We start from the raw sequence: 14,446 nt of genomic DNA, 5'->3' as shown, positions 1-14,446 counted from the left end.
TTGCGTCGATATTTGGACTGGAAAAAAATGTCAAAAACCTGTATAATATAGCGGTTATGACAGAGGTAATTCGTGTTAAAGGTGCTCGTGAGCACAATCTGAAAAATGTAGATATTGAGATTCCGCGAGATCAGCTGGTGGTGATTACAGGTCTTAGCGGATCGGGTAAATCCAGTTTGGCATTTGACACGATTTATGCCGAGGGTCAGCGCCGTTATATGGAGAGTCTTAATTCTTATGCGCGGCAATTTTTGGGTACGATGGATAAGCCTGATGTTGATTCAATTGAAGGGCTCAGCCCAGCGATTTCAATTGACCAGAAGTCGACCAGCCGCAACCCGCGTTCGACCGTGGCTACGGTTACGGAAATTTATGATTATCTGAGGCTTTTGTTTGCACGAATTGGCGTGCCGCATTGTCCGATTTGTGGCAATGAAGTGACGCGTCGCACGACTGAGGTGATTATTGACGAGATTTTGCGACAATTTGTTGATAAGCGAATTTTGTTATTGGCGCCAATTGTTAAGAATAAAAAAGGTGAGTTTGCGCACATTCCGGAGCAATATCAGCGACTTGGTTATGCCAGGGTTCGCGTGGACGGCGTAGTATACGCGCTGGATGAATTTCCGGAGCTGCAAAAAAGTTACAAGCATAACATCGAGCTGGTGGTTGATAGGCTGGCGTTGACGGCGGAAATGCGATCTCGATTGAGTCAGAGCGTTGAGCAGGCGCTAGATCTAGGTCAGGGCGTTATCGAGGTTTTGGACGCGGATAGCGACGAAGTGAAGACATTTTCGCAGAGATATGCTTGTGTTGATCACCCTGATGTCGATATTCCAGAGCTGGAGCCGCGACTGTTTAGTTTTAACGCGCCGCAGGGAGCTTGTCCTGTGTGTACGGGTTTGGGGTCGAGGTTGGAGGTCGATCCAGAATTGGTCTTTAATAACAATTTGACAATTTCCGAAGGCGCAATTCGACCGTATAATCGAATGAATTCTGACGCTTGGAATATGAAGCGATTGGCGTCTGTTGCTGAAGCTCACGGCTTTAGCTTGAAAGTTCCCGTAGGCAAGCTTTCTGATGATGCTAAACATAAAATATTATACGGAACTGGCGACCAAAAATATCGCGTTGATTTGGGTGGCGGTCGGCATTATGATACGACTTATGAGGGTGTTATTCCTAATCTGGAGCGACGCTGGAAGGAAACTGATAGCGATTTTATGCGACGAGATATTGAGCGATTTATGCGCGAGAGGGATTGTTATGCCTGTAAAGGTGCGCGCCTGAAACCTGTGGTTTTGGCGGTGACGGTTCATGAATTGAATATCGTTGACGTGTGCGATTTGAGTGTTGATGATGCGTTGGATTTGTTTGACAATAAGCTTCAATTGACTGAGCAAGAAATGACGATTGCTCGCTTGATTGTGAAGGAAATTAAATCTCGTTTGGCGTTTATGAGCAATGTTGGACTGAACTATTTGGAATTAAGTCGAGCGGCTAACACATTGAGCGGTGGCGAGGCGCAGCGAATTCGCTTGGCGACGCAAATTGGTGCTGGACTTCAGGGCGTACTTTATGTGTTGGACGAGCCGTCGATTGGACTTCATCAACGTGACAACGACAAGCTGATTGATATGTTGAAGCGTCTTCGAGATTTGGGAAATTCTGTGCTGGTGGTTGAGCACGACGAGGACACGATTCGCCAGAGTGATTTTCTGGTTGATATGGGACCGGGAGCTGGTGTGAATGGTGGTCAAGTAGTGGCGATGGGGACGCCTGAAATTGTTGCGAAAAATGAGAATAGTATAACTGGTCGCTATTTATCTGGGGCGGAAAAAATTGCCGTTCCGAAAAAGCGTCGCAAAGTCGTGAAAGATAGAAAGTTGATTGTTCGTGGCGCTCGCGAAAATAATCTTAAGAACATTGATGTGGAATTTCCTTTGGGGTTGATGACTGTAGTGTCTGGTGTTTCTGGTAGCGGAAAGTCGACGCTTGTGAATGACATTGTGGCGCGGGAATTGGCTGCAGAGCTGAATCGCGCAACGACGGCGCCAGGACTGCACGATGCCATAGAAGGTGTGAATTTGCTTGATAAGACGATTGTCATAGATCAGTCGCCAATTGGTCGGACGCCGCGCTCCAATCCAGCGACTTACACTGGAATTTTTACGCCGATTCGCGAACTTTTTGCCAGTACGCCCGAGGCTAACGTTCGAGGCTATAAATCTGGACGATTTAGTTTTAATGTTAAAGGCGGTCGCTGCGAAAATTGTCAGGGTGATGGTGTGATAAAGATTGAAATGCACTTTTTGCCGGATGTTTATGTTCAATGTGACGAGTGTCATGGCAAGCGTTATAATCGCGAAGCGCTGGAGATTAAGTATAAAGACAAGACAATTGCCGATGTTTTGGATATGACAATTGATCAAGCGGCGGAGTTTTTTGATAGTGTGCCGAATATTGCACGTAAACTTCAGACGTTGGTTGAGGTTGGGCTTGGTTATATTAAACTTGGTCAGCCAGCAACTACTTTTTCGGGCGGTGAGGCGCAGCGAATTAAATTAGCGACGGAGCTCTCCAAGCGTTCCACTGGAAAAACTATGTACATTCTGGATGAGCCGACCACTGGGCTTCATTCGGCTGACGTAAAACGACTGTTGGGGATTTTACAGCAATTGGTTGAGGGCGGTAATAGTATGATTATCATTGAGCATAATTTGGACGTCATAAAGTCAGCCGACTGGATAATTGATATGGGCCCAGAAGGCGGAATTGGCGGCGGTACGGTTGTGGCTTGCGGTACACCTGAAGATATCGCCAAGGTACCAAATTCGTTCACTGGCAAATATCTGAAAAAGATGCTTTAAGATTATTTTTTACGCTTGGTTTTTGAGAGGAGAACCAACAATTGTTTTCTTAATAAAGCGCGAGTATTTGGTTGTTTCAAAGCATGAATAACCATTGGTGAGACAGACAGGAAGATGATGAGAATAGCTGCAACTTCAATATTTACGCCTGCTTTGGTCAAAAACTCGCCAGCATAGAAGCCTAGATAAACGAATGCTGACGACCAAAGAAATCCACCGATAAGATTGAAAGTTAAGAATGTTTTATAGTGCATCTTACTGGCGCCGGCAACGATTGGGGCGAAGGTTCTTACAATTGGCACAAATCGAGCCAGGACGATTGTCGCCGAGCCGTGTTTGTAATAAAACTTTTCTGTTTGCTCCAAATATTTTTTCTTGAAGAATCGGGAATTTTCTTTTTCAAACAACTTGCGTCCAACTTTATGGCCAAAACTATAGCCAACACTGTCGCCCAGCACTGCCGCCGCAAAAACCAAAAGCGCAAAAATGTGAATGTCAATGTGTAGAATGTTTTGCTGAACCATGTATCCAGCGGTGAAAAGTAGACTGTCGCCGGGTAGAACAAATCCGATTAACAGGCCAGACTCTGCAAAAACTACTAATAAAATTGCCAATACACCAAAGCTAGTTATCAAGTGAATAAAAGATTCCATGCCTTAATTATAGCATGATTGGCGTATGCAGATTGGACTATTCTTCAATAAATCCGCCAGATTGTCGCGCCCATAATTTCGCGTAAACACCACGTTTTTTATTGATAAGTTCATCATGCGATCCATCCTCGACAATTTTTCCATCCTTCAGGACAATTATACGGTCCAACTTAGCAATTGTAGATAAGCGATGGGCAATGACAATTGAAGTTCGATTCTTCATCAACGTTTCCAAGGATTTTTGGATCAATGCTTCTGACTCGGAATCTAGCGCTGAAGTCGCCTCGTCGAGGACTAGAATTGGCGCATTTTTTAGGATTGCCCTAGCAATTGCAACTCGTTGTCGCTGTCCGCCAGATAATTTAATTCCGCGCTCGCCAACCATTGTGTCAAAACCGTCTTTAAGTCCAACGATAAAATCGTAAGCGCCAGCTTTTTTGGCGGCTTCTTCAATTTCTGCGTCCGTTGCATCAGGTCGACCGTAAGCGATGTTTTCGCGCACGGAGCGGTGGAATAGTAATGGCTCTTGCGGTACGTAAGCGATTTTTGCGCGCAAACTTGCTTGGGTGACTTCGGAAATATCTTGTCCATCGATGGTAATTTTTCCCGAGTCAATATCAGCGAAGCGTAATAGCAATTTGGTGAGCGTAGTTTTTCCAGAACCGCTCGCTCCGACTAAACCTATTTTTTCGCCCGGTTTAATATCCAGAGAGAAGTCGCGGAATAGAGTGTCGCCTTGACCCTCGTCGTGCGTGAAAGTTACTTTATCTATAGAAATTTCGCCGTTTGTAACTTTTAGCTTTGAATCACTTTTATCAATCAATGTTGTTGGCGTTTGTAAGATTTCTACCATATCATTTGCGTTACCGATAATTCGGTTGTAATTGCGCATAATTCCGTTCATGTTCCATAATTCATGCGCGACACTACCGGTGTAGGTGATGATGAGGTAAACAGACGCCACTGATACCAAATTATTTTGAGCTGCGTACACTGCGAAGGCGATTGCTCCAATTTTAATAACCATGTTGATTGACGAATATATAGTGCTGACTTTTAAGAATCCGCGCATTACGTCGAGACTTGAGTTTCGCCAAGAGTTGACGGTTTTTGTGAAAAATTTCTGTTCCGTAGCTTCGGCGCCAGATGACTTGACCGCCAGAACGTTTGAGATTACATCCGCCAATTGCCCGTTCAATTTATTGCTGGATTTGGCTTCTTTTTTTGTCAATTTTGCCATTGGCTTGGATCCGTAATAAACGACGAGGCTGAAAACAATTGAGAAGATGAGTAAGAAGAGCGCGTATTGCCAGAGGAGAGTTGATAAGACAATTATTGAACCGACCAGTGAAACAACTAGAGGCAAAACTGACCAAATTATCGTGTCCCAAAAACTTTCTACCGCGCCAACTAATTTATTTGTTTGGCTAACGAGCGACCCGCCGAATTTATTTGAATGGAAGAATAATGTTTGGTTGGTCAGTTTGCTGAAGCACCGAGCGTACAAATCTCGCTGCATGGCGGTTTCGAATGTCCAGGCGAGATATAAAACTAATCGCCAGCCGATGACGCTCGACCATAATTCACTGACGCCGTATAAAGCAATTAGTGTCCATATGTTTTTTGCGTCGTGCAGTTGATTGTGTTGGATAATACTAAGAAGCTGAGCAATTATAAGTGGGCCGACAAAAATAGTAACCACGAGTGTGAGCATTGCAAAAAATATTGCCAAGTTTCGGCGGTGTTTGTACGGCGCTGACGTCTTCCAGAATAGACGAAATATTTCTTTACTGTTCGGTTTGTTTTTCAAATCAATTCCTTTCGATGATAAATTAATATTTATAAACTGCACAGAAAACTGAGCGTTCTTAATTATTCAAAACGTATATTAGAGGAACTCGCCGTCGGGAGTTCATAGACTTTGACTATTATATGGAATATATAGATATAAGTCAATTTGTGGAGCAAAGCCCTTGTTTATTTATTGTAAATACTTTACAATAGGAACATGACGCAAATTGTTAGGCGATCAACAAAATACACGAATGATGTGATGGCGATTTTAAAGAGTAAGCATCATGCGACGAATGCGGAAATTGCTCAGGAATTGCGGAACATTCATCCTGAAGTCAGCGACACGACGGTGCATCGAATAACTCAGCGCCTGTACGGCGACGGGACGATTGGTTTGGCACCATCGACCAAAAAGGGTTGCTTGCGATATGATATTCGTAAGGACGATCACGATCATTTTGTGTGTAGTGACTGCGACGGCTTGATGGATGTTAAAATTGCCGATGAGATGAGAAAACAGATTGCGCATGAAATTAGCGATTGTTATATTGACGGCCCGTTGGTTGTGACGGGAGTTTGTAAAAAATGCCAGAAAAGGAGGAAATAATGGCTTTATATGAAATTACAACAAAGCAAGAATTCGAAGATAAGGTGCTAAAAAGCGACGGTCCTGTGCTAGTTGATTTTTGGGCGCCGTGGTGTCCGCCATGTCGTGCAATGGCTCCGCTTTTGCATCAAATTGCTGAAGAAACAGAGTTTGATATTGTTAAAGTTGACACTGAAGCAAGTCAGGAAAATGCGCAATTAGCTATGGAATACCGCGTGCAGGGAATTCCAAACATGAAGATTTTTGTTGGCGGCGAGGAAGTTGCTGAAATGATCGGCATGAAGCCAAAGCAGACGTTGATTGACGCTTTGGAAAAAGCTGCGAAATAAAAAATAGAAGGGGGATTTATGAAGGGTTTTAGTGGAAATATCGAAGAGCTTACATTGGCAAATAATAATTTTCGTCAAGTTCTATATACTGCGAAGCATTGCCAATTGGTATTGATGAGCTTGCCTGTTGGTGGGGAAATTGGTTCGGAGGTTCATGAGGAGAATGATCAATTTTTCCGATTTGAGTCTGGTAAAGGTAAGGTTTTGATTGATGGCAATGAATATGCTGTTTCTGACGGTAGTGCGATTATTGTGCCGGCGGGAGCTGAGCATAATGTGATAAATACCGGCGAGGAGCCACTTAAGCTTTATACTATTTATAGTCCAGCACACCATAAAGATGGAATCGTTCGGGCGACTCGCGAAGAAGCGGAGGCTAACGAAGAAGATTTTGATGGTGTAACCACAGAATAAACTGTCGCCAAAGGAGAAAGTTCCTGCTAATTATGTCTCACAAAGGATCAATCGCCGGCGAGATGTTTAGTTCATTTGGGCGGGCGATTTTTCGTGGAATTGCGTGTGTCGTATCGCTAATTTTTAGGATTGTACCGAAGAAGGACCGCGTACGGGTAATTGTTTATTGTGATGATGGTAAGATTTTATTAGTTAGAAGCCGCTTTAGTCGTCAAGAATGGGCTTTGCCAGGAGGCGGGGTGAAATATAATGAGAGTTATGAGCAGGCTGCCGTTAGAGAAGTCTTGGAAGAAATTGGATTAAAGATACATAATCTGCGATATCTCGGAAAAGCTAATTCTCATGAATCATATGCCAAATTTTCAGTTCGAGTTTTTGCGGCGCACGCGTCTGATTATGACATAAAATGCAACTTTGAAATAATGGAAGCCCGGTGGCTTAATATGAATTATCTTCCTAAAGAATATTGCACTTTGTATATTAATAAGCACCAGTAGGCGGCTCTGTTTTTATGTATAATATGAGTATGAACGATCGACAAATTGCCCAGCTTGAAATAGTAAAGACTAAAGTTCGGCAGTTACTGGGCGGCGACACTTCGGGACATGCTGATGATCATGTCGAGCGAGTGGCGTTGCTAGCGGAGCGTTTTGCTAACGAATATAGCGAATCGGTGAATCTGCAAGAAGTTCTGTTGACGGCTTGGCTACATGATGTTGATGATTATAAATTAGTCGGTAAAACGCAGGCGGAAAAATTGACGAATGCAGTAGATATTATGGCGCAGGCGGAGATAGCTGATGATTTAAGTCAGGTTGTGCTGGAAAATATTGCGGCGATTGGTTATAGTAAACGGTTGAACGGCAAGCAGCCGCAGCGGTTGGCGGGGAAATTGGCGTCTGACGCTGATATGTGTGATGCTATTGGTGCGGTCGGCATTGAGCGGGCGTTGGCTTATGCTTGTCATCACGGCGGTCGGATTTTTGATCCTAAAGTCTGGCCGAATGTCAATCTGGCGGCGCACGAATATAACGCTGATGGCAATACGCATGATACTGACGGATTTATCAATCACTTCTTTGAGAAACTGCTGAAATTGAAAGGTTTGATGTTGACTGAGCCAGGACGAATAGAAGCAGAAAATCGTCATCAAATTATGGTTGATTTTCTTCGCGCCTATTTCCGCGAGAAGAATGCGTCTGACTGGAGTGAGTTTTTGGAGGAATATTTACGCAGCGTCGATTAAATATTGAAGAATGGCTAGCTTTCGCCTTTTATTGATCTGATCAATGATTTGTAGTTATATGAAATTATGACAAAGTATAAAATTGAACGGATTTATGAGTCGACCGCGTCGGACGATAGTTATCGTGTGCTGGTTGATCGATTGTGGCCGCGCGGAATTAGCAAAGAACGAGCTGCATTGGACGAGTGGAACAAAGAAATTGCCCCGACCGATGAATTACGCAAATGGTTTAATCACGATCCAGAAAAATTCCCGGAATTTTCTCGCCGTTATGTGAAGGAGCTAGATAATAATCCTGCGGCTGCCGAAGCAAAGAATAATTGGAACGAACAATCTGCAGTTACGCTGTTATACGGCGCCAAAGATACGGAGCATAATCAGGCGATAGTTCTCAAAAAGTGGTTGGAAGATTAGTTAATCACTAGAAGAATACTTGCATAATTGCCGTGTTTAGATTGTAATATATTTAATGAATCAAGCATTGCAAGCCAAGCTAAAAACTTTGCCGCGAACGCCCGGCGTTTATTTTCATAAGTCGGCGAGCGGCGAGGTAATTTATGTTGGCAAGGCGGCGGTTCTTAAAAACCGCGTACGTCAGTATTTTCAAGATTCGCGCGGGCGAGATAATAAAACTATGGCGCTGGTGGCGGAGATTTTTGATACTGATTGGATTGAAACTGAGAGTGAGGTTGACGCGCTGTTTTTGGAAAGCGAGATGATCAAGCGGTATATGCCGCGATACAACGTTCTGTTGCGCGACGACAAATCTCAGATGTACGTTCGGATTGATATGAAAAGCGATTGGCCGACGGTCAGTTTTACGCGAAATCCTGCCGATGATGGTGCGGATTATTTTGGTCCGTTTTACAATGGTTTTGCACTGAAAAAGGCATTGCGCTATTTGAGGCGAATTTTTCCATATCTCACTCACCAAAGACGTCCCGGTCAATCAAAGTTGGATGAGGATTTGGGTTTAAGTCCGAAAATAAGTGATGGTTCGGACGTGTATAAAGCTGGTTTGCGTAAATTGATAAGTTATATTAAGGGAAATCGCAAAGCTATTGCCGTGGAGCTAGAGCGTGATATGAAAACGGCTGCGGGGCTTCATGATTTTGAGCGGGCGGCAAGTCTGAGGAATAAGTTGCGCGCCATGCAAGAGCTTCAGCGACGCGTTATGTTTGGCGACAAAGAATTTTTGGATATTTCAAAAGACAAGGCGCTGGCTGATTTAGCGAAACTACTTGGCTTGAAAAATATTCCAGTGCGAATTGAGGGTTATGATATTTCGCATATGAGCGGACGCCAAGTTGTGGCGAGTATGGTAGTTTTTACGAATGGTGCGAGCGATCGTGCGGAATACCGCAAATTTAAGGTGAGCGAAAAAAACGACGATACTGGAAATATGTATGAGGTGATTTTTAGGCGGCTTGGCGAGCGAAATATCAAAAGTTGGGGCTATCCAGATCTGTTGTTGATTGACGGTGGAAAAGGTCAACTTTCGGCAGCGATTAAAGCAAGGGACGAGCGCGGAATTAAATTGCCGATTATTAGCATTGCCAAACGCGAGGAAGAAATTATTATTCATAAAACTGGCTCGCAAATTGATGTAACGCGCATTGAAGAGTTGCAAAAATCGATTCATCAGGATGTCGCCATTTATGAAGATAATGATGTGTATGTGGTAAATTTGCATCCTGCTCAGCGCAACGCCGGATCGCATTCAAAGAATCTACGAGGCTCTGCTATTGATGACGGTTCCGGCCGGGGCAATTTTACAAAAAGTTCTATTGCAACGACGGACATTGTTAAGCTTTTTCAGCGGATTCGTGACGAGTCACACCGATTTGCTGTGAGTTATCATACAGCACTGAAGCGTCAAAATCAGACGAAAAACCAACTGGAAGAAATTCCGGGGATTGGGCCAAAGACACGCGCTAAATTGTTGAGGAAATTTGGCAGTGTGAAAAAAATTATTGAGGCAGATTATGCGGAATTGCAGGCGGAAGTTGGCGCGAAAAAGGCGAATTTGATCAAACGCTCGTCTTAAGTTTGGGCGACCAATCGACAATAAAGCATAAATTATATATAATAAGACTAATGAAAAGACAATTTGCAACGTTTTTGATTCGGCTGATTCTTAACTCGGTAGGTATTTGGGTTGCAGTGCGGCTACTTGGAAATGAAACTCCGAGCGCAACTTCTGCGTGGACGTTTATGATGGCGGGGTTGATATTTTCGGTGGTGAATAGCGTATTGAAGCCAATTGCTACAATTTTAGCTCTGCCAGCAATTCTATTGACCTTAGGGCTGTTTACCTTAATTGTGAACGGCTTTATGGTTTATATTTCGCTCGCTTTGGCACCAGGAATTTCTATGACTTTTGCGCATTCAATTATTGCCGGGATTATATTGAGTTTGGTAAACTATATTATAAGTAGCGCGCTGGTTTTGCAGCGGGAAGAAAAGGAGTAATATGTCAATTGATACAATTTTACCGTACGTGACACTTGGATCTGCCGTACTGATGATTATCGCAATTTTGTTGCAGCAACGAGGCGCAAGCTTGGGCGCAGGATTCGGCTCGTCTGGGGAATTATTCACTACTCGTCGCGGATTTGATAAAAACTTGTTTGATGTAACTATTGTTTTTGCGGTGATTTTTGTGCTATCGATTTTGGCAAGTATGATTTTGCCGGGATTGCAAAAATAGGAGAATAGATTTGAGCTCGGATAATTTGTCATGGAATCGTTTTGCGCGGCTAAAAGTTTCCAGTAAAGATGTCAATAAGCGTCTGCGTAAGATTGAAAAGGGAAGCTTGCGCCATGCGCATAAATTCGTGACATCCAGGCTGGATCGCTTATCTAATGTGCGACGTCGGGTTTCTGTCTGGATTATTCTAGTATTGGTGATGATTGGCGCCAGTGCGGTGCAGTGGCATATTTCTCGCAATTCTTTCACGACAATGGCGTACACTTCTGGCGGATCATACTCTGAGGGTGTGCTGGGTCCTTTGGAAAACCTAAATCCAATTTTCGCAAAAACCAATGCTGAAAAATCCGCCGCGAAATTGCTATTTTCAAGTTTGTATCGATATGACTCAACGGGCAATATAAAGGCTGACATGGCGGACAGCGTCAGTGTGAACGATAAAGAAACTGAATATATAGTCAAACTGAAGAAAGGTCTGAAGTGGTCGGACGGACAAGACCTAACGGCGGACGATGTAATCTTTACGTTGAAGCTATTGGCGAATCCAGAAGTTGGAGCTGAAATATCAGGCTGGAAATCCATAAAATTCGAGAAAGTGTCTGACGATTCGGTAAAGTTTATCTTGCCGTCGTCATATTCGCCGTTTGTCCACGCTTTGACATTCCCGATTATCCCTAAACATATATTAAAAGATGTTAAACCGTCGAATTTACGTGAACATGATTTTAATAAGTCGCCCATATCCAGCGGTCCATTCGCCTTTAGATTGCTGCAGAATGTAACGAGCGATGGTAGTAAAAAAGTGCTATATCTGCAGTCGAATAGTAATTATTATGGTAGCACACCTAAGTTGGAGCGATTCCAGTTGTACGCATATCCGACGCAGGATGATATTGCGAAAAGTTTGCGTACGCGAGAAATTACAGGAACTCCAGAATTAATTTATAACGATCAGTCCGCCGAGGTAAAATCTATGTACGCCGCAGAAGCGCATTCTTTGAATAACGGAGTTTACGCGCTGTTTAATAACAATAGCCAGTTCTTGCGATCAAAAGCAGTTCGCCAGGCTTTGTCGCTCAGCGTTGATACATCCAAGCTGCGCCAGTCTTTGTCATTGTCTACAGAGGAATTATCTGGTCCAACGCTCAACAAATTCCTGGGAAAGAATTCGAATTCGTCTAGTTATGACGTCAAGAAAGCGAAATCTCTACTTGACGCTGAGGGCTGGAAGAATGTAAATAATGTTCGCCAGAAGGGAAATGATAAGTTAAAACTCAACGTGGTCGTTTTGAAGAATAGCAATTACGAAAAGGTCGCCAGGTACTTGGCTCAAGTTTGGTATGACGAGCTGAACATAGAATCGGATATTAAAGTTGTCGATCCGAACGACGCCACTCAAAATATTCTTCAGACAGTTTTGCAGCCGCGCAATTTTGACGTGCTGGTTTACGAACTCTCCTTGGGCGGCGACCCCGATGTTTACGCCTATTGGCATTCTTCGCAGGCAACCAACAATGGTTTGAATTTCTCCAATTACAATAATGCGATAGCGGACGATGCTTTGGAGAGCGGTCGATCTAAAATCTCGGCGAAGCAACGCGCTGATCGTTACGCGAAGTTCACTGCTGTTTGGCAAGCAGACGCTCCGGCGATAGCATTGTATCAGCCGAAGTTTGACTATATCCATATTCGTAACGTTAAGGCTCTCGACGCAAGCACTGAAGTTGTCAATCCCGTCGATCGCTATGTCGATGTTCAATATTGGGCGACAGAGAAAAAGTCCGTTTACAAAACCCCGTAATCGGGTATAATGGTAAGTGGCTATGCGGGCGTGGCGGAATTGGTAGACGCGCTAGCTTGAGGGGCTAGTGAGCATTGCGCTCGTGGAAGTTCAAGTCTTCTCGCTCGCACCAAACATATTGCAACTATTAGACGATCTGTTCGTGATATGTTTTGCAAAATCTGATATAATAAAAGTGGTGGCGCGTTGGCGGAGCGGTTACGCAGAGGTCTGCAAAACCTTTTAGACGAGTTCGACTCTCGTACGTGCCTCCAATTTTTTGATGAATAGTCCTGAGTATTGGGCTATTTTTTATTTTGCGAAATTGTACACTTTACTTAGCGAATATAGTATAATATAAGCAGTCTGGCGTGTAGGCGTCTGGATCGTATATAAATAAGCGCGAGTGGCGGAATTGGTAGACGCGAGGGACTTAAAATCCCTTGACCAAAAGTCGTGCGGGTTCGATTCCCGCCTTGCGCACCAAAGTTGTAAAGAAAATAATATTGAATAGGAAAGGGACAAAGGTAAGAAATGAGTCCATTGGTAATTGTACTTATTGTTACAGTGGTAGTTTTATTGGTACTCGTAGGAGTTGTAATCGGTGCGTACAATGGTTTAGTTGTGTTGCGCAACCGCGTAGAAGAGGCATGGAGCGACATTACTGTTCAGCTAAAGCGCCGAACTGATTTGATTCCAAATTTGGTCAACTCGGTAAAAGGCTACGCTACACACGAAAAAGAAGTGTTTGAGAAGGTCGCAGAAGCTCGTTCAGCAATTATGAATGCTGGCAGCGTGGCTGAGACTGCTAAGGCTGAAAACGCTTTGGAGGGCGCTTTGAAGAGCTTGTTTGCTGTATCTGAGGCTTACCCAGAATTGAAAGCAAACCAGAACTTCTTGCAATTGCAGCAGGAATTGGTTGATACTGAGGATAAAATCCAAGCAGCTCGCCGATTCTACAACGGTGGCGTTCGCGACTTAAACACGAAGATCCAGACTTTCCCAACAAACATCATCGCGGGAATGTTTGGCTTCCAAGCTAAGGAATTCTTCGACGTTGAGGATCGCGCAAGTGTTGAAAATCCAGTTGAAGTAAAGTTCTAATTGAACTCTGAAATGAAAATCGCTCGTCTATTTTTAGCGGGCGATTTTTGGTATAATTAACATATGTACAATGCAGTTTCTCAAAACAAACGCAACACAATATTAATTATGTCTGTGTTTGTGATAATTATTGGAGTCATCGGTCTGTTTATTGGAGTGGCAACTGACAGCTATTCGCTAGCGCTCATCATTTTCATATGTGCGATATTGTATGCTTGGTTGCAATATTTTATAGCTGGCAAGTTGGCTATGATGATGACCGGCGCTCAGGAAATTAGCAAAAATGATGCTCCTGAACTTTGGCGAGTGGTGGAAAATTTGTCTATCGCTTCTGGCATGCCGATGCCGAAAGTTTATGTTATCGACGATCCAGCTCCAAATGCTTTTGCGACTGGTCGCGACCCAAATCATGCTATTGTTGGCGCGACTACTGGGCTTTTGGATATTATGGACAAGCGTGAGCTGGAAGCGGTTATGGCGCATGAAATGAGTCACGTGCGAAATTACGACATCCGTGTGAGTATGATTGCTTTTGGTTTGGTTAGCGCAATTGGGCTGTTTGCAGATTTGGCGCTTAGGATGATGTTTTATAGTGATGACCGTGACAGAGATGTTAATCCTATCATCTACGCTTTCGGGTTGATTGTGGGTATATTGGCGCCGCTTTTAGCAACGATAACCCAATTGGCGGTTAGTCGACAGCGTGAATATCTGGCGGATGCTTCGGGTGTATTATTGACACGAGATACTGAAGGGTTAGCAAGCGCGCTGGAAAAATTGCGCCAATACGGCAGACCAATGCAAAAACAAAGTTCTTCTACTGCCAATTTGTTCATGAATAATCCTTTGAAACCCGGATTTTTCTCAAAATTATTTAGTACTCATCCACCGCTAGAAGACAGAATTGCAAGGTTGAGAAATAACGCAACAAAGATGTAA

General features: G+C 43.7%; 15 protein-coding genes and 3 tRNA genes. 16 read left to right on the top strand and 2 right to left on the bottom strand.

What is annotated here, in order from left to right:
- Window positions 1–56 precede the first annotated feature (56 nt).
- Complete coding sequence (gene uvrA, locus LRM46_RS00205; RefSeq protein ID WP_243813107.1) at window positions 57–2,870, top strand: excinuclease ABC subunit UvrA; 2,814 nt, start codon at window positions 57–59, stop codon at window positions 2,868–2,870.
- 2 nt (window positions 2,871–2,872) lie between these two features.
- On the opposite strand, the gene LRM46_RS00200 is transcribed toward uvrA, so the two are convergent.
- Complete coding sequence (locus LRM46_RS00200) at window positions 2,873–3,523, bottom strand: DedA family protein (RefSeq protein ID WP_243813106.1); 651 nt, start codon at window positions 3,521–3,523, stop codon at window positions 2,873–2,875.
- A gap of 37 nt (window positions 3,524–3,560) precedes the next feature.
- Window positions 3,561–5,333 carry an ABC transporter ATP-binding protein gene (locus LRM46_RS00195; RefSeq protein WP_243813105.1) on the bottom strand — a complete coding sequence of 591 codons (1,773 nt, stop codon included), beginning with the start codon at window positions 5,331–5,333 and terminating at the stop codon, window positions 3,561–3,563.
- Between the two features lie 198 nt (window positions 5,334–5,531).
- Here LRM46_RS00195 and LRM46_RS00190 point away from each other — a divergent pair, with 198 nt between their 5' ends.
- From LRM46_RS00190 to LRM46_RS00120, 15 genes are all read left to right on the top strand, one after another.
- Window positions 5,532–5,924, top strand: a complete 393-nt coding sequence (locus LRM46_RS00190; RefSeq protein ID WP_243813104.1) for a transcriptional repressor — start codon at window positions 5,532–5,534, stop codon at window positions 5,922–5,924.
- Window positions 5,924–6,253 carry a thioredoxin family protein gene (locus LRM46_RS00185; RefSeq protein WP_129637096.1) on the top strand — a complete coding sequence of 110 codons (330 nt, stop codon included), beginning with the start codon at window positions 5,924–5,926 and terminating at the stop codon, window positions 6,251–6,253. Before LRM46_RS00190 ends, LRM46_RS00185 begins: the two co-directional genes overlap by 1 nt.
- Before the next feature lie 18 nt (window positions 6,254–6,271).
- Window positions 6,272–6,667, top strand: coding sequence for a cupin domain-containing protein (locus LRM46_RS00180; protein WP_243813103.1), 396 nt, complete (start codon window positions 6,272–6,274; stop codon window positions 6,665–6,667).
- A gap of 62 nt (window positions 6,668–6,729) precedes the next feature.
- Window positions 6,730–7,164: an NUDIX hydrolase gene (locus tag LRM46_RS00175; RefSeq protein ID WP_243813102.1), complete on the top strand. Its 435-nt coding sequence runs from the start codon at window positions 6,730–6,732 to the stop codon at window positions 7,162–7,164.
- A 29-nt stretch (window positions 7,165–7,193) separates the two neighbouring features.
- Window positions 7,194–7,913, top strand: coding sequence for an HD domain-containing protein (locus LRM46_RS00170; protein WP_243813101.1), 720 nt, complete (start codon window positions 7,194–7,196; stop codon window positions 7,911–7,913).
- Between the two features lie 66 nt (window positions 7,914–7,979).
- Window positions 7,980–8,327 (top strand): DUF488 domain-containing protein, encoded by a 348-nt coding sequence (locus tag LRM46_RS00165; protein WP_243813100.1) that lies wholly within the window; start codon window positions 7,980–7,982, stop codon window positions 8,325–8,327.
- Window positions 8,328–8,382: 55 nt separating this feature from the next.
- A complete protein-coding gene (locus tag LRM46_RS00160) occupies window positions 8,383–9,960 on the top strand; it encodes a helix-hairpin-helix domain-containing protein (RefSeq protein WP_243813099.1) in 1,578 nt (525 codons plus the stop codon).
- A gap of 50 nt (window positions 9,961–10,010) precedes the next feature.
- Complete coding sequence (locus tag LRM46_RS00155) at window positions 10,011–10,385, top strand: phage holin family protein (RefSeq protein ID WP_243813098.1); 375 nt, start codon at window positions 10,011–10,013, stop codon at window positions 10,383–10,385.
- 1 nt (window position 10,386) lies between these two features.
- Window positions 10,387–10,623, top strand: a complete 237-nt coding sequence (secG, locus tag LRM46_RS00150; RefSeq protein ID WP_129631344.1) for a preprotein translocase subunit SecG — start codon at window positions 10,387–10,389, stop codon at window positions 10,621–10,623.
- A 10-nt stretch (window positions 10,624–10,633) separates the two neighbouring features.
- Window positions 10,634–12,424 carry a peptide ABC transporter substrate-binding protein gene (locus LRM46_RS00145; protein ID WP_243813097.1) on the top strand — a complete coding sequence of 597 codons (1,791 nt, stop codon included), beginning with the start codon at window positions 10,634–10,636 and terminating at the stop codon, window positions 12,422–12,424.
- A gap of 24 nt (window positions 12,425–12,448) precedes the next feature.
- A tRNA-Leu gene (locus LRM46_RS00140) sits at window positions 12,449–12,536 on the top strand.
- Window positions 12,537–12,604: 68 nt separating this feature from the next.
- Window positions 12,605–12,678 (top strand) — tRNA-Cys (locus LRM46_RS00135).
- Between the two features lie 125 nt (window positions 12,679–12,803).
- Window positions 12,804–12,889: transfer RNA gene (locus LRM46_RS00130), tRNA-Leu, on the top strand.
- 48 nt (window positions 12,890–12,937) lie between these two features.
- A complete protein-coding gene (locus LRM46_RS00125; protein WP_129634583.1) occupies window positions 12,938–13,507 on the top strand; it encodes a LemA family protein in 570 nt (189 codons plus the stop codon).
- Between the two features lie 63 nt (window positions 13,508–13,570).
- Window positions 13,571–14,446 (top strand): M48 family metalloprotease, encoded by an 876-nt coding sequence (locus tag LRM46_RS00120; protein ID WP_243813096.1) that lies wholly within the window; start codon window positions 13,571–13,573, stop codon window positions 14,444–14,446.

The sequence above is a fragment of the Candidatus Nanosynbacter sp. HMT-352 genome (genome assembly GCF_022819345.1).
In the GTDB taxonomy this organism is placed as follows: domain Bacteria; phylum Patescibacteriota; class Saccharimonadia; order Saccharimonadales; family Saccharimonadaceae; genus Nanosynbacter.
This window is presented reverse-complemented; position numbering and strand designations above follow the sequence as displayed.

Coding starts and splice junctions, on each gene's coding strand:
- LRM46_RS00155 (WP_243813098.1), top strand. CDS start 10,011: ATGAAAAGACAATTTGCAACGTTTTTGATTCGGCTGATTCTTAACTCG.
- LRM46_RS00175 (WP_243813102.1), top strand. CDS start 6,730: ATGTTTAGTTCATTTGGGCGGGCGATTTTTCGTGGAATTGCGTGTGTC.
- LRM46_RS00125 (WP_129634583.1), top strand. CDS start 12,938: ATGAGTCCATTGGTAATTGTACTTATTGTTACAGTGGTAGTTTTATTG.
- LRM46_RS00180 (WP_243813103.1), top strand. CDS start 6,272: ATGAAGGGTTTTAGTGGAAATATCGAAGAGCTTACATTGGCAAATAAT.
- LRM46_RS00170 (WP_243813101.1), top strand. CDS start 7,194: ATGAACGATCGACAAATTGCCCAGCTTGAAATAGTAAAGACTAAAGTT.
- LRM46_RS00185 (WP_129637096.1), top strand. CDS start 5,924: ATGGCTTTATATGAAATTACAACAAAGCAAGAATTCGAAGATAAGGTG.
- LRM46_RS00190 (WP_243813104.1), top strand. CDS start 5,532: ATGACGCAAATTGTTAGGCGATCAACAAAATACACGAATGATGTGATG.
- secG (WP_129631344.1), top strand. CDS start 10,387: ATGTCAATTGATACAATTTTACCGTACGTGACACTTGGATCTGCCGTA.
- LRM46_RS00200 (WP_243813106.1), bottom strand. CDS start 3,523: ATGGAATCTTTTATTCACTTGATAACTAGCTTTGGTGTATTGGCAATT.
- uvrA (WP_243813107.1), top strand. CDS start 57: ATGACAGAGGTAATTCGTGTTAAAGGTGCTCGTGAGCACAATCTGAAA.
- LRM46_RS00160 (WP_243813099.1), top strand. CDS start 8,383: ATGAATCAAGCATTGCAAGCCAAGCTAAAAACTTTGCCGCGAACGCCC.
- LRM46_RS00165 (WP_243813100.1), top strand. CDS start 7,980: ATGACAAAGTATAAAATTGAACGGATTTATGAGTCGACCGCGTCGGAC.
- LRM46_RS00120 (WP_243813096.1), top strand. CDS start 13,571: ATGTACAATGCAGTTTCTCAAAACAAACGCAACACAATATTAATTATG.